This is a genomic window from Arthrobacter sp. NicSoilB8 (genome assembly GCF_019977355.1).
Classification (GTDB): Bacteria; Actinomycetota; Actinomycetes; order Actinomycetales; family Micrococcaceae; genus Arthrobacter.
Genome location: NZ_AP024655.1, coordinates 1,107,699 through 1,127,033, shown reverse-complemented (window position 1 = coordinate 1,127,033; position 19,335 = coordinate 1,107,699). Strand labels below are relative to the sequence as shown.

The following is a 19,335-nucleotide window of genomic DNA, read 5'->3' as shown; positions in this document are numbered from 1 at the left end:
GAAGCTCGGCCCTCCCTTAATCGGGCCCTCGACGAAGCCTCAGCGGTGCTGTTGGCGTATGGGGTCAGCAAACCCACAGGCACTGCCGCGGAGCATCATCTCGCTCAGGTGAAGTGGCTGGAGGACCAGATAACTAATCGAGGGCTGGCGGTTTGGTGGGTCGGCGGAGCCCCCCGTCATCCCTCGCGATGGCAGCGACACACTTATCGTGCTTATCCCGGGCTGGCTTTCCCCCTCGCCTTGGCAGCGGCCCTCCAGATGCGCACTCCGTCAGAGGCCTAGTGTCGGACGGGACCCAAATGGTTCGCCTGCACGATGATGTTCGTCGCGCAGAGAGGCTGGGGAATCGTCGCTGGTGCCGAACTGACTTCTCTGTCGATAGCTGCGTCTAGGTCTCTGTCGACTCGGCATGGTTCGGAGGGGCTTCCCTCTACGCTCTTCCCTTCATCAGGGAGCGCCGCGAACTCGGCCCCTCGGATGTTCTGCAGTCTTTGTTGCGAGGCGATGTCCGAGTTGTCGAATAGATTATTCGTGACGCCGATTCACCTTACACGGCGCTGGAGGAGGAGCCATGCTAGCCGACGAAGTGCAACCAGGCATCCGTGTCACTGGTTTGGGATCTAGGCCCGCTACTGTTGTCTCGGCGGCTCGGATCGGCGCCGACGCGGTTCAAGTCACCGTCCGGCATGAAGATGGCGCGCTCGATGAGCAGATCCTTTTTGCGGAGGACCTCGCCCGACTTCAGGCCCAAGCCACTCCCCACAGGTGGACGTTCGACGCCGACGGTGCTGAGTTCCGACTGGCTGCTGAAGCCCTGCGGATGAAGTACGTTGGGCTGTCGGACCCGATGCTCGCGGTAGAGACGAGCGCGGTCGACCCTTTACCCCACCAAATCCGAGCCGTGTACGGCACACTTCTCGACCAGCCGGGGCCGCTGCGTTTCCTACTCGCGGATGACCCCGGTGCCGGCAAGACGATTATGGCCGGCCTGTACCTCAAAGAACTCTTGCTACGCGGAGATGTACAGCGGTGCCTAATCGTCGCGCCCGGCGGCCTCGTGGATCAGTGGCAAACCGAGCTCGCAGAGAAGTTTGGACTCGAGCTAACTATCCTGACCCGTTCGCTGGCTGCGGCGGACCTTGAAGGCGATCCATTCCGTAAAAACCCCTTACTGATCGCACGCATGGACCAGCTTGCCCGCGACGAGGAGTGGCTCGAAGCCTTGGGAAGGTCCGAATGGGACCTGGTGATCGTTGATGAAGCTCACCGTATGGCTGCCCGCTGGTACGGAAACGAGCTGACGCGCACCCGTCGTTACGAACTAGGAGAGGCTCTCGGGAAGGTGACGCGGCACCTCTTGCTCATGACAGCGACTCCGCACGCGGGCAACGAGGCAAACTTCCAGGCATTCCTAGCCCTCCTGGACCCTGACCGATTTGCCGGCCAGTACCGTCCGGGCGTGCATTCAACAGACACCTCTGGTTTGATGCGCCGCATGATCAAGGAGGACCTGCTCACCTTCGAAGGGAAGCCCTTGTTTCCCGAACGATTCGCCGAGACGGTCGAATACACGCTCTCCCCCCTTGAACTCAAACTGTACGATGAGGTCTCCGAGTACGTCCGCACGGAGATGAACCGTGCCGACGGACTGGATGAAGGCACCGGCCGCCGCCGCACCGTTGGCTTCGCTCTGACCGTCCTCCAGCGTCGCCTTGCCTCCAGCCCTGAGGCGATCTACCAAAGCATCCGCCGCAGGTCAGCGCGGCTGCGCTCACATCGTGATCGAATTCTGAACGTTCCCTTCTTCCCTGAGTTCTCGGTCGAGAGGGCTCTCGCGGATGACGAGTTTGTTCCCGACGAAGACTTCTCGCCTGAAGAACTGGAGCACATCGAAGAAGAAGTCCTCGACGCCGCGACTGCGGCACGCACGGCCTCAGAGCTCGATGCGGAGCTCAATTCGCTCGCCAGGCTCGAAGAGATTGCCGAGGAGGTCCGCACGTCGGGAGAGGATCGCAAGTGGACTGAGCTGCGTACACTCGTGCTTGAAGCCCGCGACGACGGGTTCAGGAGCAGCATTGGAATTCCCCACAAACTGATCGTTTTCACTGAACACCGGGATACGCTCGTCTACCTGCGTGACCGCGTACGCACGCTGCTCGGCGACGATGACGCTGTTGTCGTCATCGAGGGGGCGACCCCTCATGCAGAACGCAGGAACATCCGCGCGCGGTTCTCCAACGATCCACGATGCCACATTCTTGTTGCTACGGATGCTGCCGGAGAGGGACTGAACCTACAGGCAGCACACCTTATGGTGAACTACGACCTGCCGTGGAATCCAAACCGGATCGAACAACGTTTCGGACGCATCCACCGCATTGGGCAGAGGGAAGTCTGCCGTTTGTGGAATCTTGTGGCTGCCCAGACGCGCGAAGGCCAAGTGTTCCGGCGTCTTCTGGACAAGATCGAAGAGCAGCGCCGAGCTTACGGTGGCAAAGTCTTCGACGTCCTTGGTGAGAACGCCTTCGCCGATACGCCACTGCGGGAGCTGCTCGTCCAGGCGATTCGTTACGGGGAGCGTCCGGAAGTACGCGCTCGGCTTGACCTTGTCATCGATTCGTCGGTGGCAGATGGTCTGGAAGACCTCATGCGCGAGCGAGCTCTGGCAACTCCCGAGATCAGCCTCGAGGAGCTAGCGAACCTTCGCAAGCAGATGGACGAAGCTCGCGCCCGCCGCCTTCAGCCACACTTCGTTCAGGTCTTCGTCCTCGAAGCCTTGCGCGCATTCGGGGGGCGTGTCTCCGCACGTGAACGGGATCGGTACGAGATCACCCACGTCCCAGCATTCTTGCGCACGAGCACACGACCCGTCGCGCCGCGCTACTCGCGGATCACCTTTGAGCCCGACGCAATCGAGGTCACAGAGCGACCAACCGCTGAACTGGTCGCCCCTGGTCACCCCCTCATGGACGCTCTTGTGGAAGCCGTTTTGGAAAGGTTCGGCAATGCCTTGGTCTGCGGCGCCACTTTGATCGACGCATCCAATGCCCCTTCCAGTCCGCGACTCGTAGTTCAACTGCTTGAAGAGCTCGTCGATGGCAATGGCAGCCCTGTGAGCCGCCGCTTTGACTACGTAGAAGTGCTGCCGGACGGTAGCACGGGCCCCGCCAGCACCGCGCCTTACCTGGACATGCAAATTGTGGAGAACGGCACAGCTGCAGCGGTGTCGATCCGTTCCTACCGTGAGTCGATCCTGTCCCAACAATGGTCCAGCCACGGAGCCGAAGAGCTCGCACAGCGGTGGGCCATTAGCGAGGGTCTGCCCAGTCATCGGGCGGAGGTCACCGCTCGAGTCCAACCGTCCATCGAACGCACTCGCAGGCTCGTTCGACAGCGACTACTAGCCCAGATGAACCACTGGTACGCAGAAGCCTCCCGGCTGTCCGAAGAACAGGCCGCCGGGAGGCGGATCCGTCTCTCCCCGGCCACGGCCCGACAACGGGCGCAGGAACTTGAGGTGCGCCTCGATCGCCGTCTCGCAGAATTGAACCTTGAGGAGCAAGTGCTGGTCCGCCCGCCCAGGGTTGTGAGCGCGGCACTTGTCCTTCCCCTCAGCACCATTGAGCTTTCGCCGCCTGGGCCGAATGAAGGGGCGGCGCAAACCGATGAGGCCTTGGGTAGAGCGCTCGACACCTCACTCACCGAGCGTCGAGCCGTCGACGCTGTCCTCGCTGCCGAGCGAAGCCTTGGCCGTCTCCCCATCGAGATGGCCCACAACAACAAGGGATTCGACATTAAATCCATAACTCCCGAGGGCTCGACGATCTTCATCGAAGTCAAGGGCCGTGTGCTGGGCGCAGAGGATTTTACCGTCACTTTCAGTGAGGTGATCACGGGCAAGAACACACATCCCCAGTACCGGCTTGCACTGGTGGCAGTCGATACCAGCAGTCTCGACGGTTCTGCCGACGAGATCCGTTACGTAGTTGACCCGTTCCGCGACCTCATTCTCGACGAATACACAAACGATCTACGGCGGCCTTGGAAGAGAGAATGGGATCGCGGGGTGGCACCGCACTAGCGCGCCTCCTCTCGCCGAGGATCCGACCGGTTTTCCGACGCTGCGCGCTTCTATGCGGTCGTTATCAACAACTACCCATATATTTGACAGGTGAACTTCTCCCTGCCCGCGTCCGCAAACAAAGCACCCATCCGCAAGCTCATTGAGGTTTCGATGCCGCTGGAGAAGGTGAACGAAGCGCTCAAGGCGGAAAAAGACAGGAAGGTAGGCAAGCCCCAGCAGATCCACCATTGGTGGGCGCGACGACCCATAACCGCCGCCCGGGCCGTCCTTTTCGCACAACTCGTGGACGACCCCTCCTCTCATCCCGAGCTGTTTAGTACGGATGAAGAGATCGCGGTCGAGCGTCGCCGACTCCATAAGCTCCTAGTTCGCCTTGTACAGTGGGATTCCACGTATGACGAGGCAATCCTCGATGAGGCCCGCTTGGAGATACGCCGATGGACTGGCGGCGCTCCGCCAGCTATCTTGGATCCGTTTGCCGGCGGTGGCGCGATTCCGTTGGAGGCCCAACGACTTGGGCTACATGCCCACGCCAGCGATCTTAACCCGGTCCCTGTGCTGATCAACAAGGCGCTAATCGAACTACCACCAATTTTCTCAGGATCGTCGCCGGTTTTCCCGGGCGCCGCCGAGTCGACGCTCGGCGGCTGGCCGCGGGCCCTGGGACTCGCTGAGGATGTGCGCCGCTATGGCGCGCTGCTTCGCGATCGAGCGACGCAGCGCATCGGGCATCTGTACCCGCCCGCTAAGTTGCCGTCAGGCGAAACGGCAACAGCAATTGCCTGGATTTGGGTTCGGCTCGTTACATGCTGGAATCCAGCGTGCGGAATACAGATGCCACTCACCAGTACATGGTGGCTGAGCAAGAAGAAGGGCAAGGAAGCCTTCGTCATTCCGGCCATCATTGATGACCCCAGTGCGCCCGGTGGCAGACGGGTCACCTTTAGCATTGGCCACGACCCTAAGTCGGCCCCACCACGGGTCACAGAAGGCACAGTTGGCCAATCCGGTGCCACCTGCATAGCCTGCGGGACGGCCGTTGAACTCAAGCACATTCGTTCAGAGGGCAAGGCCAAGCGCCTTGGCACACAACTCATGGCCGTGGTCGCGCAAGGAAATCGCAAGCGCATCTATTTACCACCTACCTTGGAACACACAGAGCATTCGAATGTGCCGCGGCCGACCGACGGCCCAGCCGGGGACCTTCCAACCGCGGCTCTCGGATTCCGCGTTCAGGGTTACGGAATGTCCGAGTGGACGGACATTTTCACTGATCGGCAGTTGCTAGCACTCACGACCCTCAGCGACTTGGTAAGGGAGATACGTTCGCAGGTCGTCAAAGACGCCCTTGCTGCAGATCTCGACGCCGGCGAGCGACTTTCGGACGGTGGTTCGGGGGCCGAGGCCTACGCCGACGTCGTTGCTACCTATCTGGGCCTGGCCCTGTCTAGACTCGCTGATTGGTCCAATTCTCTCTGCCGATGGGAGAGCAACGGGCAAGTATCTCAGCAGAGTTATGGCCGCCAGTCCGTTACCTGGACTTGGGACTTTTCCGAGGCAAACACCCTGGCATCAAGCAGCGGTTCGTTTGACGCAGCGATTAAAGCCGTTGCGCGAGCCCTGGAATTGAGCCGCGCTTCTGGCCCCGCCACAGTCACCCAAGCAGATGCAGCTCAGCGAAGCTACGACAACCTCGTCATCGCTACTGATCCGCCGTACTACGACAACATCGGATACGCGGATCTTTCGGATCTTTTTTACATCTGGCTCAGAAAGACTCTCCGCGATGTCCATCCCTCGTTGTTTTCCACCATGCTCGTTCCCAAGGCTGAAGAATTGGTGGCCGAGCCCTTCCGGCACGGAGGAGGCGAAAACGCTGAGCGGTTCTTTGAAGAAGGATTTCAAAGAGTCTTTGGCCATGCACGGGCTTCTGCGTCGGCCGACTACCCGATAACCGTCTTCTATGCTTTCAAGCAAGCCGAGCTTGAGAAGGAAGGAGTGGCAAGTACCGGTTGGTCTACCTTCCTTGAAGGACTAGTGCGGCAGGGCTGGACCATTACCGCAACATGGCCCGTGCGCTCCGAAATGGAGTCGCGCATGCGAGGACAAAGCGCCAACGCTCTAGCTTCATCAATCGTCCTTGCCCTGCGGCCTCGGGAAATCAGCGCCCCAGCAACTGATCGGTCAGGTTTTCTCGCCGCGCTGCATCGGGAGCTCGAACACGCTTTGCCCGAGATCCGCCAGGGGTCAATTGCACCGGCAGACCTCCGTCAAACCGTGCTCGGTCCAGGGATGGCTGTCTTCTCACGGTACAGCCGAGTACTCGAGGACGATGGCACGCACGTATCGGTCAAGACGGCGCTGGCGTTGATCAACCAGACGTTTGACGCAATCGAGAGCGAGCAAGACACGGACCTCGATCCTGACACTCGCTTCTGCCTCGACTGGTTCAAATCGTACGGATGGTCAACCCGTCCATACGGCGATGCCGAGTCACTATCAGTCCCTCTCGGCCTTTCCGTCGCTGGCATTGCGCGCGGTGGTGTGATCTTGTCGGGAGGCGGCAAGGTTTCGCTCGTCAAACCGCAGGACCTCGATGCGAAATGGAACCCTGCAACTGACGACAGACTTTCCCTATGGGAAGTCACCTGTCACCTCGCCCGAGTCTACGCGGCGGAGGGCCGCGAGGCGGCAGCCCGACTTATGGCCAGCGCTGGACCGAAGGTCAACATCGACGCAGTGAACCGATTGGCCACCCGCCTGTACGAGCTAATGGAGTCGAAAGACGCTGGTACAGCAAGCCTATTCAATGGCCTCGGCGGCGCATGGGCGGATGTTTCACAGACAGCCAGGAGCATCCGGCCGCCAGCAATCCAAGACACCTTCAACTTCGATGAGGACGAGGACTGAGATGGCACTGACTAATAATGAGAAGGTGGGTCGTGGTTTCGCCTTGCTCGCCGACGGCCTCCGCGGCTGGGTCGACGAGCGTATGCAGAAGTCCATGCCGTCAACCCACAAGGCCTGGGTCGATGTAATTGCTGCGCGGGACGCACAGAAGTATGGCAAGATCCCAACGCACTCGCTCGACGACCCACGTTTCCTTCTGCGAGTTATTACTGAAGATTGGCGCGTCTTCGCCAATGACCTCAACCGTGTGGAGAGCGCATTCGCGACGGAGCTCCGGAAGGCAGGGAACGACTGGGCCCACGGCGAAAAGTTCGATAGTGACGACACCGGTCGAACGCTCGATACCATCGAGCGCCTACTCGAGGCAGTGGGTGCTGCCGAGCAGGCCAAGAAGGCAGGCGAGCTGCACTACGAACATCAGCGCGACGTATTTGAGAAGCAGACCCGCAATCGCGTCCTGAGGGCCACAAACACCGTGAATGTCCCAGGTGCAGTGGCTGGGACGGCGATAAAGCCTTGGCGGGAAGTCATCACTCCACACCCCGACGTGATGAAGGGGCAGTTCAGTGCCGCGGAGTTTGCTGCAGACCTGTATGCCGTCGCCAATGACCTGAGCACCTCACCCGAATACACCAACCCCTGCGAGTTCTTCGCCCGCACGTACTTAACGTCAGGTCTGGAGGATCTGCTCGAACGTGCCCTGCGCCGGCTGTCGGGTGACGCCAGTGCCAGCCCAGTTGTGAACCTGCAAACACAGTTCGGCGGGGGCAAGACGCACTCGATGCTCGCGCTGTATCACCTATTCTCCGGCGTCGAAACCACCTCGCTCCCCCAAGGCGTTCAAGATCTGGTCTACTCCACCCTCGGAAGTAACGGCGGCGACCCACTCGCTTCACTAGATGTGAAGCGGATAACGCTTGTAGGCACGAGGTTCTCTCCAGGCCAGCCCAGCGTCAAGGATGACGGGACACAGGTGCGCACGCTGTGGGGCGAGCTCGCATGGCAGCTCGGTGGCCGCTCCGCTTTCGAGCGGGTAGCCAACGCTGACGCAAACGCGGCCGACCCGGGGGAAGCCTTGGACTCAATCATTCGCGATGCCGTCACCTCCGGAACGAAGGTCTTGATTTTGATCGACGAGTGGGTCGCCTACGCCCGCCAACTCGTCGGACGTGACGATCTGCCTGGCGGATCGTTCTCAGTCCAGCACACATTTGCCCAGCATCTGACCGAAATGGCCAAGACCACCCCCGGTGTCATGCTTGTCGTCTCCGTCCCGGCGTCTGACAGCCTAGACGACGGCGGAGGCGGCTCGGCCCTTGAGGTCGGCGGACCCAACGGGCACGTGGCTCTGGAAACTCTGCAGCAGGTCATCGGCCGCAACGGTGACGACTGGCGGCCAGCGAACAACATCGAGTCGTTCGAGATCGTCCGCCGACGCCTCTTCCAAGAGCCCGATGCCGCGGCCCTGGCCGACATAGCGGCTGTGGCTAAGCAGTACGTGAAGTATTACCAGGAAAATACTGGCTTCTTCCCGCGAGAGACCACCTCCGGAGAATATGAGGCACGATTCAGGGCCGCTTACCCAATCCACCCGGAGCTTTTCGACAGACTCTATGAGGACTGGTCGGCGCTTCCGAAGTTCCAGCGCACACGTGGTGTCCTACGATTGATGAGCGTCGTGATCAATGCTCTGTGGAACGTCGGCGACACCGCCCCGCTGATCGCGCCAGGATCAGTGCCAGTAAATGACACGCAGGTGTTCAGCGAGATCACCAAGTACCTAGATGACAACTGGAAACCTATCGTGGACAAGGATGTGGACGGGGAAGGGTCGACGCCTGTGTTTATCGATAAGGAGCGCCCTTCTTTCGGAGCCCGCGCGCTCACCCGCCGCATCGCGCGGACAGTATTCATTGCAACGGTGCCGACTCTCCGCGCTGCCCATCGCGGAGTCGACGCTCAGCACCTGCGTCTCGGCGCTGCCGTGCCTGGTGACGTTATGAGTCACATGGGCGACGCCCGCGAACTCCTGGGACAGCGAGCGACATACTTCTACGAGGACGGCGACCGGTACTGGTACGACGTGGCCGCCTCAGTTTCTCGCGTGGCGACCGACCGATCGCAAGGTTACCGCGAAGCCGACGTGCACGCCGAGATCGCAGACCGGCTCGTCGCCGAGTCGCGGAAGAACAAGGGTGCCTTTGCTGGTATCCACGCCGCGCCCACCGATACCGGCGACGTTCCCGACTCCGACGCCCTCCGACTCGTCCTGTTGCATCCACGATTCCAGTGGACCAAAGAGGCATCGGCTGCTGGACAATTCGCCGAGCAATTGCTGACCCAAGTCGGATCATCTCAGCGACAGCGGCGAAACATGATAATCCTGGTGGCACCCGACCGCGGCCGGTATCCCGAACTCGAGGGTGTGGTCAGGGAGTACAAGGCATGGAAGTCAATCGCCAGTGAGGCCGATCAGCTCGAGCTAAGCCCACAGCAGCGCAATCAGGCCGTAACTCGTGCTAATCAGCTCAACGACGCCGTCGACGTTCGTCTGCGGGCGACATACACTGCCGCTTTGGTGCCCAACGCAGTCCCTGGCGAAGCGCCACGGATAGATTTCGTTCGCATCGGCGACATGGGCGGCACGCTTGCAGAACGAGTTACCTCGACCCTAAAGACAGGTGGTAAGGTCACCGAAATTCTGGGTACCCAGCTGGTTCGGATGGCCCTCGATGGTCCACTTTCGAGCGCATGGGCAAGTGGTCACGTTCGTTTCGGCGATTTGTGGAACTGGTTCGCTCAGCACCCCTACCTCAAACGCCTGAAGGACCGCTCCGTCCTAGAGAAGGCCGTCTTGGGCGCAGCCGATGTGCTGCTCTGGCAGAACGACGCCTTCGCTCTCGCCGACGCGTTTGACGACGCCACCGAGAGATACATCGCCCTCTGGCTACCGCAGGAGAAGCCCGAGAAGGTGTATCTTACCGACGACACTCTTCTCGTAAAACCCGAGCATGCCGCTCAGCAGCGAGCCAAAGAATCCCAAAGCGCCGGTGAATGTATCGACGGAACCGCCGATGGGATCGGCAAGAGCCAAACGCCTGTCCCAAACCAGACCAATGGTGGCTCGACGACCGCCCCTCCTGGGACCGGAGGCGCTACCATGACGCCGCCCCCGACAAAGCCGACACAACGACGATTCTTCGGTGTAAAGACCCTAAACTCTGAGAAGTATGCAGCTGACTTTTCGAAGGTGCAGCAGGAGGTGCTAGCGCACCTTGATGCGGTTGAGGGAGTCCAACTAGAGGTACGCATCGAAATCACCGCTATGGCCCCCGCGGGCTTCTCAGAGCAACAAGTGCGCACAGTACGCGAGAACGCGACGCAGCTCAGGTTCGACCAGCAGGGCTTCGAGGAGGCCTGAGCGCCGTCGCAACCGGCCAATAGTCCCAAGCGCTTTGGGCTATTGGCCAGGAGAGCTGCGATTGTGACCGGCCAGTTTCCCTCCCGGAAAGGACAAATTCTGCATTCAACCGCCCCTTGACCCCCTAGCGTGTCGACCAATGTCCCGTTTCTTCGGAAACCGAAGACCGTCCCCGCTACTTTCCGCCGTCGTAACAAACCCCGTAAGTCCGTGAAGTCATGGCGTCCGTTCCCTATGCCAAAAGTCCCGCCGTATTCGGGGCGTACGAAGACAATTTTCGTACGGTTCGGGAACGGACAATGGATACGCGCGCCGGTCTGGACCGCCACACAGGACCTCGCCCGCCAGCTGGACGCACTGCGTGCCGCAGGAGTCGACCCTGAACACGTCCCCATGGACAAGAAGTCGGGGGCGACCACGGACCGTGTACGCATAGCAAAGCCGTCACCGCCGGAGAGACCATACGTCCTGGAGAACAAGCGCACAGCCGGTGTCGTGCATCCGCATCGAGGCGTGCTCACGAGCTCTTATGTGGCGTGCCGTCACGGTCGCGACGTCTTGAAGCCGGACGTCACTAATCCGTGGCAGTCCCTTTTCAGGGTGGCTGCAGACTCGGTCGCCGCACAGACAGAGCACGAAACTGATGAGTTCGCTCCGCACTGGATCTACCGGGGAAAGCACAAGATCGAGCGGCGGCTTCTAGACCACCCGTTGAGCCGCGACGTGCCCAGAACCAAGCAGATGCTTGCCGGGCTTGCGAAATAGCGGCTGACGCGGGGCCAGGCCCGGCAGGATGATTTGTTAGGGCTGATCAGGGACGGAGCCGAGATCAAGCCGCTGTATTTGCGGCCGTGAGGCCAGGACAGAGCTCAGCGCCGCTTCCCAGTGCCTTGTGAAGTGCCAAGCCTTACCTTGCGCCAACCGCCGTCGGTTTCGATGTCCTGGCGAGGGGCGTCTTGAAAAAGCGACCAGTGATCTTCATCTTTAATACGGTTTTTGGGAAGAGTGAACGCGCCGGTTGCCTTCTTACTGGGAAGCATCTCAGGGCGTCCCTTGACTCCCGTGACCGCCCGTTCTGATGGCTTTATTGGAAACGCCTGGCGGGGCACCGACTTGGGACTCTTCTTCCGGGCTATGGCCTTACCTCGAGTCCTCTGGCCGCCCTTCGCCGCCGCATTCGCTGATAGGTCGACGGCCGTCTTGCCCACGCCTATGCACAAATCGCCTCTCCCGTTTGCGTGCTTTGTGACCCTGCCGGCAAGGGGCCGGGCCGCCAGGGTTTTCCGGCAGGCCGGACACTGCCACCCTGCGTCTTTCGAACGAGCACCAGACGCCATCGATTCCCCTGTGGACGTTGGAAATCCAAATATCGTTCAACTTACAACACCGCAGCCAAAGACTCACTATTGGGTCTTCAGGCCGTGGATGAGTGGCTGCCGGCGGGCTCAGGGGCCCGCCTCGACCTAGACGCCGACGGCGTCGCCTCTATCGTCTGGGACGCCCCTACAGGCAAGTCGACGTATCCTTACAACTTTTCAATTACTAGGCGCGTCGTCATAACTCTTTATTTACCAGGCGCGTCGTCGCCAGACGTTGAGTCGGACGCTTCCTCAAAACTAGCCTCACGTTGTCCTGCCTGCCCGCGCGTAGGTCGCGTTTCCTCTGCCGAACGTCGACCTCCATGGAGTCCTCCACGGAGTCCTCCACGATGCGAATATCCTCATCGGAAGGCGCAGCGGTGGTTAATAGGCGCCCCGCACCATGGAGTTTGAGACCGGCAGCGATATGGGGCCGCATTGTGTTTCGAGGCACGCCAGCCTCCCGTGACAACAGGGATCTATATATTTGTCCATTGCCCTGCATATTGGAAGGCTCCTGAGCGGCGCGGCCCCAGATTCGAGCTAGCTTCACCCTCGCCCGCTGGTGTGCCACTTTCTGGGCGCGATAAGGATCCAATCCACCCATTGGCCCGTCCATGTCTTCGCCGGAGTTGATGAACTCGAGCAACGCGGCCGCAGTCTCCGGGGTCTCAGGTGCGATCCCGGCCGATTCTTGGTTGTCGGACTGTTGACTAAGTGTCCGGAGAATATCCAATTCATCGGCCAGCGCCCTGAACCGACGCGTCAGCTCAGCCAACAACGCTTCGTCTGACAAATGCCCTGCTGGGCTCGGTCCGTATTGTTCTTCGGTTTCGCTTCGCTGATCCGCACCCATCTGCGCACCTTAAACTAAGCCTGCCGCCGATGCGTGGGAACACACACCGCGTAGCCCTTTTCGCTACTGGGCCACCGCAGCAGCCGTTGCAAACACATCCGCCGGCATCGGCCGATGCAACTTCCAGGTGACCGCGATCGGTTTCTCCCCCTTGTGCTGGACGTAGTCCAGTTGCCCGAGGCAGGAGTAGGGCATGGTCAGCCCGGTTTCGTCTTTCTCGGTCGCTCGGGTGAACAAGAGAATCAATGATCCATGAGACGCTCTATCCAAGTAGCGGAGAGCTACTGGGCTATGGGCAGGCGTAGCGTTCTGCGATTCCCAGTGGAACAGCTCCGGACTGATGGCATAGTCCCTGTACATGGTCGTGGCCGAGTGCTTCTTGATGTCCTTGTTCAGGGTGACGAAGAAGGCGTCCGTGGACGTCGCCGGACACCAGGCCACGCCCTCGCGGTGCTGGACGTTCTTGCCGAGCTCCAGCGAACCGTACTGCAGCGCGGCCAGGATCTCCTCGCGCCGGTAGGTGGCGTGCGAGAGCAGCGGAACATGCTGCAGCCCCGCGCCGAGGCCCTTGGCGGCGTGCTTTGACGCGGCTGCGCCGAGCTTCACGAGCTGGCGGATCTCGCTGCAGACAAACTGGTAGCCGCGCAGATAGTCCAGGCCGGCGTCGTACGACTGGAAGCCGCCGCCGTCGTCCCAAAGCGTGTAGAACAGCATGCGGGCGAAGGTCTGCTCGCGCATGCCGAGGTCTGCGTAGCGGGGAGCGTCGGCGCCGACGAGCATCGAGTAGGCATCGGCGCGTTCTGGATCGTCTACATGGATCAGACGCGCCACCCGGCTGAGGAGCTTTTTTTCGTCGGCGTCCGAGAGCTCTTGAATCCTCCCCGTGATGACTGCCTCCAGCGGAGAGAACCCCTCGATCAAACCGGCCGTGCGCAAGTACCCGGTCCACGAGTCCTTCGTGGACCGGTAAATCGACTTCACGTCGTTCCCGGACCGCTCGAGATACGCATGCAGCTCGGTCTCCGCGTAGGAGGCGATGTCTCGGACAAGCTGCGCCCGGTTGAACCGCAGCTGCGCCTTGATGTTGTCCAGCACCACCTTCTGCGCCACTCGGTCCAGCACTATCTGCGAGCCCGACGGCAGGTACGGGAACTCGTCCTCGACCGCCTTTTCCAGTTCCTTGCGCCCGTAGCCGGTCAGCGCCCGGTAGCGCAGATCGAAGCGGAACTCACGGCGCTGCTGGCCGATGAAGTCCATGACAGTCAGCACGGCCTTGCCCTCGGCTCGGCGAAGCCCGCGCCCCAGCTGCTGGAGGAAGATTGTGGCGCTCTGTGTGGGCCGGAGCATCAGGATGGTGTCCACCTGCGGCAGGTCCAGGCCTTCGTTGAAGAGGTCGACGGCGAAAATGCAGTTGATCTCCCGGGCACGGAGCCGCTCCAGCGCCGCCGCGCGGTCGGCGTCGTCGGTTCCGCCGTCGACGGCAACAGAGGCGATGCCGGCGCGGTTGAACACCTCGGCCATGTAGTGGGCGTGCTGGACCGAGACGCAGAAGCCGATGGCCCTCATCTGCTCGGTGCTAGTGACCTTGTCGGTGAGTTCGCGGATCACTTTGGCGGCGCGGGCGTCATTGCCGGTGTAAAGGTTGTTCAGCTGAGCGGTGTCGTAGTTGCCGCGCTTCCATTCCAGCTGGCTGAGGTCGACGTCGTCGGAGACGCCGAAGTAGTGGAACGGCACCAGCAAATCGGCGTCCAGGGCGTCCCAGAGGCGCAGTTCACTGGCGGTCCGGCCATCGAAGAACTGCTTGGCGACGTCGACCCCGTCGCCGCGTTCCGGCGTCGCAGTCAGTCCGAGGAGCTGCTGCGGCTGCAGGTAGTCCAGCAGCCGACGGTATGTGGGTGCCATGGCATGGTGGAATTCATCGATGACGACGACGTCGAAGAAGTCCGGTGCCAGCTGTTCAATGCCCAGCGATGATAGCGACTGGACGGAGGCGAATATGTGCTTCCACTGCCCGGGTTTGTGTTCCCCGACGTAGAGTTCGCCGAAGGCGCCGTCCTGCATGACGTCACGGTAGGTGCGCATGGCCTGTTTTAGGATTTCCTGGCGGTGGGCGACAAAGAGCAGCTTCAGATTACGGCCGGCCGCCTCACACAGGCGCTTGTAGTCCAGGGCTGCGATGACGGTCTTCCCCGTACCTGTCGCTGCGACCACGAGGTTGTGGTCGAAACCCTTGAGCCGCTCGGCCTCCAGGTCTTCAAGCATCTCCTCCTGATGGAGGAACGGCTGGACCTCGAGCCCGGTGGCTGCCCCGGGGATTGCCGTCCGCCGGCCGCCGTTGCGTTCCAGGGCGGCATCCAACTTTTCGCCGTCGCGTTCCGGATCGTAGCTCTGGAAGGCGCGCTGCGCCCAGTAACTGTCGAAGGTGACCTCGAACTTGTTCAGCAGAGCCGGCGTGCCGACAGAGCTGAGCCGGACGTTCCATTCGAGGCCATCGAGGAGAGCCGCTTGGCTGAGGTTCGAGCTGCCGACATATGCGGTATCAAATCCTGAGTCGCGGCGGAACAGCCAGGCCTTGGCGTGCAGTCGCGTCGCCTGGGTTTCATAGCTGATCTTCACCTCGGCCCCGTACCGGGTCACGAGCTCGTCGATGGCGCGGCGTTCTGTGGCGCCCATGTAAGTCGTGGTGATGACGCGGAGTTTGGCGCCGCGCTCCTTGAGTTCCTCAAGCGCCGGATGGAGCAGGCGGAGGCCTGTCCAGCGGACGAAAGCGCAGAGCAGATCCACCGTGTTGGCGGACTCAATTTCGGTCCTCAGCTCGGCCGCGAGATTCGGATCGTCCTTGCTGTTCGTGAGCAGGGCCGAGTCGCTTAGCTTGGTGGTGGGGCGGCGCAAGTTGCGGCGTTTGAGCGTGTCTGGGAGGTGGAGGGACTGAAGCTGGGTGGGGCCTTCAGCGATGCGATCGCTGTGCTGCAGCTCTTGGAGGAGCCTGTTTGTGAGGGCCACTCTTTCCGTGGGTTTGGCTGCCGCAAGGGCTTGGCGGACGGCGTCGGCGACGTGGCGGGAAAGGATATCCGGAGTGTTCTCGTCTTCGATTTCTGCGAAGACTGGTTGAAGTTCTGCCGCTCGGTCTAGTCGCCCGGCAAGTAGGTCGGTGCTGAGCAATTCGTACAAGCCCTCAGGCAGCTGGTCCGCTGCCACGCCCCCAATTAAATTAGTCACTGCGCCAGGGTATTTGGTGTCAGCGACAAATACGAACAATGTCTGGCGTCCGGGGTGTCATTTAGGATTGGCCCATGGCGATCTCGGTGCAGGAGCTGTTCGGTCTTTGTGATCCCACGACCACCGGCACAGTGAAGTGGAAACAGCCCGTACCACTTGATGTCCCTGGAATCTATATCGTCTCGACAACAGCAGACGAGGCGGACGGCATCGGTTCGCATCCGGAATACGAGGCGGACTTCGCGGCAATCGCTCGACTGCTAAAGCTCTGCCCTGACATTCGAGTGGATGGTCGCTTGGCGAATGAGAGCCAAGTTGCTGCGCGCCTGGGGGACTTATGGGTGCCCAACGCCTCGGTGCTCTACGTTGGGCTAGCCAGTACGTCGCTGCGGGGCAGAGTTGGCTCGTACTACACAACTAAACTGGGCAAGACCTCTCCACATTCAGGAGGATGGTGGCTCAAAACGTTCCTGCATTTGGATGACTGCCATGTGCACTTCGCAGCCTGCAACAATGTCGACAAACAAGAACAGTCCTTAATCAAGGCATTTTCCAAAAGTCTATCCCCTAGCCAAAAGGCGCAGCTCTTTGATCCCGAGCGGGTCGCACCGTTCGCAAATATGGAGGTTCGCCGCGGGGTATACAAACATCATGGATTATCCAATTACAAAGTTTCCACAGCAAGATCAAAGGGCAATACAACCGGCTCCAGCCGTCAGAAGGTTCTTTCTGATGTTTCTAGAGACCCCACCGGCCAACTTTACGATCCAAGCACCGAGCCTTTGCGGCCCATCCCGCCAGCAACACAGACTACTTTATTCTCACAAGTCATGAGTGAGAAGGACCGAAATCGTAGCTACCTGCGAATTCCCGCCGCCGCAAAGTGTGGATTCCCTGAGACAGTCACCCAGGTACTTTTGACCTTTCAGGGCCGAACGCAGTGGGTCGGCTGGAATCCCAACGGGAGTCGATCCGGGCGCCTCAGCATGGACGTCCGAATAATGCGGCAAATTGTCGTTGTGGGGCAACGTGTGCCGATCACAGTCAGTGATAACCGTTACAGCATCCTCTAGCGACAACTCCGACTATCGGTCGCCCGCCCAACTCTAATAACCCGGCGCCCGTCTATTGGCGTGCAGCCAACCCAAAGCGTCTCGACAACTCGTCTATCGTGAACTGGTTCCTTAGTTTGCAGGCACTGTTCTGGTTGGCGAACATTCCTTCTCGCCAGTATGCATCCTCGATGAGCACGGTGTCGGTCCATTTGATGGGAACCACGTATTCTGCCGTGTCCACACCTTCGCCCGCGTCCGGATGCGCGTACAAGCCCTCGAGACTAAGTGAGCGGAAGGGCCGTGTTTCCCCCTGTATTTGCAATTCAGCAGAGTCAGCTGGCATGGCCTTGCCCGCGACGGTGCCGACGCCCACATACCCCTTTTTTGGAACATGGACAAAAACGCGTGCCCCCAAGGGAAGGCTCTTCAGGGTCCTTGAGTACCAGTCTGCGCCACCCGCGGAGACGAATCCATATGTTGACGCGTCCGCCCACGAGCGCGACGCACCATCGGTTCCGAATGCTACGTACCAATCCTGGCCATTCCAGGCAGCCCGTGTGGAACCCTTGGTTCCGACTCCTGCAGGCACTGGAGTGTCCTCGTCAATCAGCCATGTCCGCGCCAGGTACTCGTGGCCTTCGTCGACAAAATACCGAAAGATCATGGCGTTGATCGGTACGCCGTGGGACCGATTGAGATATGACACGATCCGCTGGGTACTGGGATCCAGGTCGCTGGCCACAATGGTCATATTGTGACTCGAATTTAGCTCGTCAGGAACCGGAGCCCCGTCAAAACGACTGGCAAACTCCTCGTCGAAGTTCTTCCCGGGATGCCCGCTTTCAAATATGCTCCGAACTTCCTCGTTGCCGAGGCCTTCCACCCATGAGGCGTAATCGAGTGTTTGGGCAACAACTTCCCGGGGGGTTCGGTCTCTCTTTAGCTCCAAGATGTGGAGCGTTCCTTCCGAATCCACACCCAGAATATCTATGAACTTCCCATATCCCGTAGGTACCTGACTCCCGATTAGCAGCAGTTTTGCTTCGAGGATCTCCGGATCTTGAAGAATGAGGCTTTCTAGCTTCGATTCCAGCGGCATTGCTGTCATCGGAATTCTCCGCGGAACGTCATCAACCCGCCAAAGACCAAGCTCTACAGCCATCGGATACCCCAGTCTGAAAGAAGCAGCCCAGTGCTGCCACATCAGGTACCCTACCGCCACGGGGATGACGGCCCCCAACTTCCCGACTTCCCGGACTTCGCCGCCCCTCGTTTACGAAACGCAACACGATCCCGCACCCACCCCTTACTGTTGAAACTGCATCGAACGAAACCGTTTACGTAAACCGTTTGCGTAGCCCGTCGCCATGACGGGTTACGAACCCCAGCAAACACCTCAGGGAGGAGGAACAGTGGTCACCATCCGCGATGTCGCCAAGCACGCCGGCGTCTCCCCGGCCACCGTTTCCCGGGTTGTCAACGGGCTGGTGGGCTACTCAGACGAGACGCGGGAACGCGTCGAAACTGCGGTCAAGAGCCTCAGCTACGAGACGGACTACCTCGCCCGGGGCCTGAAGACCCGGCAAACGTCCGTTATCGGGCTGCTCGCCCCCATGGTCTCCGACGCCCTGGCCTCCCAGGTCATGCAGGGCGTGGAGGAGGAAGCCCAGGAACGCGGCTACGCCGTGATGCTCGGCCGCACCGGCGCCAAGTCCGCCTACATCGCGGGCTACCTTCGGACCCTGCGCACCTACCGGGCCGCCGGCGTCATCCTCATCTCCGCGGTGATCACGCCGGAGACCAGGCAGCTGCTGGGGCCCAACGTCCCCATCATCTCTGTCGCCATCAGCGACAAGTCGGGCTCCCCCAGTGTGGCCATCGACGACGAGCAGGCAGCATACGACGCGACCCGTCACCTGCTGCGGCTCGGCCACCGGTGCATCGGCCTCCTGACCGGGGATCCGGCGTCGGTCTATGTTGCCCAGCCCCGCAAACGCGGGTATCTGCGCGCCATGACCGAAGCGAACTGCACGCCCATCACTGCGACCGGCAGCTTCTTCTACGAAAGCGGCGCCGCCGGCGCGGACGCATTGTTGCAGCAGGCCCCCGGCCTCACCGCGATCTTCGCGATGAGCGACGAGATGGGCGCCGCCGTCGTCAATGAACTGCAGCGGCGCGGGCTCCGGGTGCCGGAGGATGTCTCCGTCCTGGGCTTCGACAATACCTCCACCTCCCTGCACGTGAACCCACCCCTGAGCACAATGGCCCAGCCGCTCGAGGACATGGGGCGGATGGCCGTGAAAAAGCTGCTCCGCTCCCGCGACCTGGGGCCGAAGATCATGCCGCACCGGCTGATCGAGCGCGGCTCCACCGCGCCGCCCAACTCAACACCGGCCGGCACCCCAGCACCCACCAGCTAGCCAAAACCCCGA

General features: G+C 60.8%; 9 protein-coding genes. 6 read left to right on the top strand and 3 right to left on the bottom strand.

Annotation, left to right across the window (positions count from 1 at the left end; genetic code table 11):
- Nucleotides 1-571: 571 nt before the first annotated feature.
- The 4 genes from LDO15_RS05075 to LDO15_RS05060 all read left to right on the top strand — a co-directional run bounded on the left by LDO15_RS05075 (nt 572) and on the right by LDO15_RS05060 (nt 11,180).
- A complete protein-coding gene (locus LDO15_RS05075) occupies nt 572-4,081 on the top strand; it encodes a helicase-related protein (protein ID WP_223984664.1) in 3,510 nt (1,169 codons plus the stop codon).
- 90 nt (nt 4,082-4,171) lie between these two features.
- Nucleotides 4,172-6,994, top strand: a complete 2,823-nt coding sequence (locus tag LDO15_RS05070) for a DUF1156 domain-containing protein (RefSeq protein ID WP_223984662.1) — start codon at nt 4,172-4,174, stop codon at nt 6,992-6,994.
- Between the two features lies 1 nt (nt 6,995).
- Entirely contained in the window at nt 6,996-10,415 is a 3,420-nt protein-coding gene (locus LDO15_RS05065) for a Swt1 family HEPN domain-containing protein (protein WP_223984660.1), read from the top strand.
- A 393-nt stretch (nt 10,416-10,808) separates the two neighbouring features.
- Nucleotides 10,809-11,180, top strand: coding sequence for a hypothetical protein (locus LDO15_RS05060; protein WP_223984657.1), 372 nt, complete (start codon nt 10,809-10,811; stop codon nt 11,178-11,180).
- Between the two features lie 789 nt (nt 11,181-11,969).
- Here the strand turns inward: LDO15_RS05060 and LDO15_RS05055 are convergent.
- Both LDO15_RS05055 and LDO15_RS05050 read right to left on the bottom strand, forming a co-directional pair.
- The gene (locus LDO15_RS05055) at nt 11,970-12,629 is read right to left on the bottom strand and encodes a hypothetical protein (protein WP_223984653.1); all 660 of its coding nucleotides are present in this window, start codon (nt 12,627-12,629) and stop codon (nt 11,970-11,972) included.
- A 63-nt stretch (nt 12,630-12,692) separates the two neighbouring features.
- Nucleotides 12,693-15,848, bottom strand: coding sequence for a DEAD/DEAH box helicase (locus LDO15_RS05050; RefSeq protein WP_223984652.1), 3,156 nt, complete (start codon nt 15,846-15,848; stop codon nt 12,693-12,695).
- Between the two features lie 74 nt (nt 15,849-15,922).
- Between LDO15_RS05050 and LDO15_RS05045 the strand changes: the two genes are divergently transcribed.
- Nucleotides 15,923-16,921 carry a hypothetical protein gene (locus LDO15_RS05045; RefSeq protein ID WP_223984651.1) on the top strand — a complete coding sequence of 333 codons (999 nt, stop codon included), beginning with the start codon at nt 15,923-15,925 and terminating at the stop codon, nt 16,919-16,921.
- A gap of 52 nt (nt 16,922-16,973) precedes the next feature.
- Here the strand turns inward: LDO15_RS05045 and LDO15_RS05040 are convergent, their stop codons facing one another.
- Nucleotides 16,974-18,065, bottom strand: a complete 1,092-nt coding sequence (locus tag LDO15_RS05040) for an endonuclease NucS domain-containing protein (protein WP_223984650.1) — start codon at nt 18,063-18,065, stop codon at nt 16,974-16,976.
- A gap of 250 nt (nt 18,066-18,315) precedes the next feature.
- Here LDO15_RS05040 and LDO15_RS05035 point away from each other — a divergent pair, with 250 nt between their 5' ends.
- The gene (locus tag LDO15_RS05035; RefSeq protein WP_223984649.1) at nt 18,316-19,323 is read left to right on the top strand and encodes a substrate-binding domain-containing protein; all 1,008 of its coding nucleotides are present in this window, start codon (nt 18,316-18,318) and stop codon (nt 19,321-19,323) included.
- Nucleotides 19,324-19,335: the final 12 nt, after the last annotated feature.

What these genes read in the sequence shown, in the direction of transcription:
- LDO15_RS05075 (WP_223984664.1), top strand. Translation starts at nt 572, where the DNA reads ATGCTAGCCGACGAAGTGCAACCAGGCATCCGTGTCACTGGTTTGGGA.
- LDO15_RS05065 (WP_223984660.1), top strand. Translation starts at nt 6,996, where the DNA reads ATGGCACTGACTAATAATGAGAAGGTGGGTCGTGGTTTCGCCTTGCTC.
- LDO15_RS05060 (WP_223984657.1), top strand. Translation starts at nt 10,809, where the DNA reads ATGGACAAGAAGTCGGGGGCGACCACGGACCGTGTACGCATAGCAAAG.
- LDO15_RS05055 (WP_223984653.1), bottom strand. Translation starts at nt 12,629, where the DNA reads ATGGGTGCGGATCAGCGAAGCGAAACCGAAGAACAATACGGACCGAGC.
- LDO15_RS05045 (WP_223984651.1), top strand. Translation starts at nt 15,923, where the DNA reads ATGGCGATCTCGGTGCAGGAGCTGTTCGGTCTTTGTGATCCCACGACC.
- LDO15_RS05040 (WP_223984650.1), bottom strand. Translation starts at nt 18,065, where the DNA reads ATGGCTGTAGAGCTTGGTCTTTGGCGGGTTGATGACGTTCCGCGGAGA.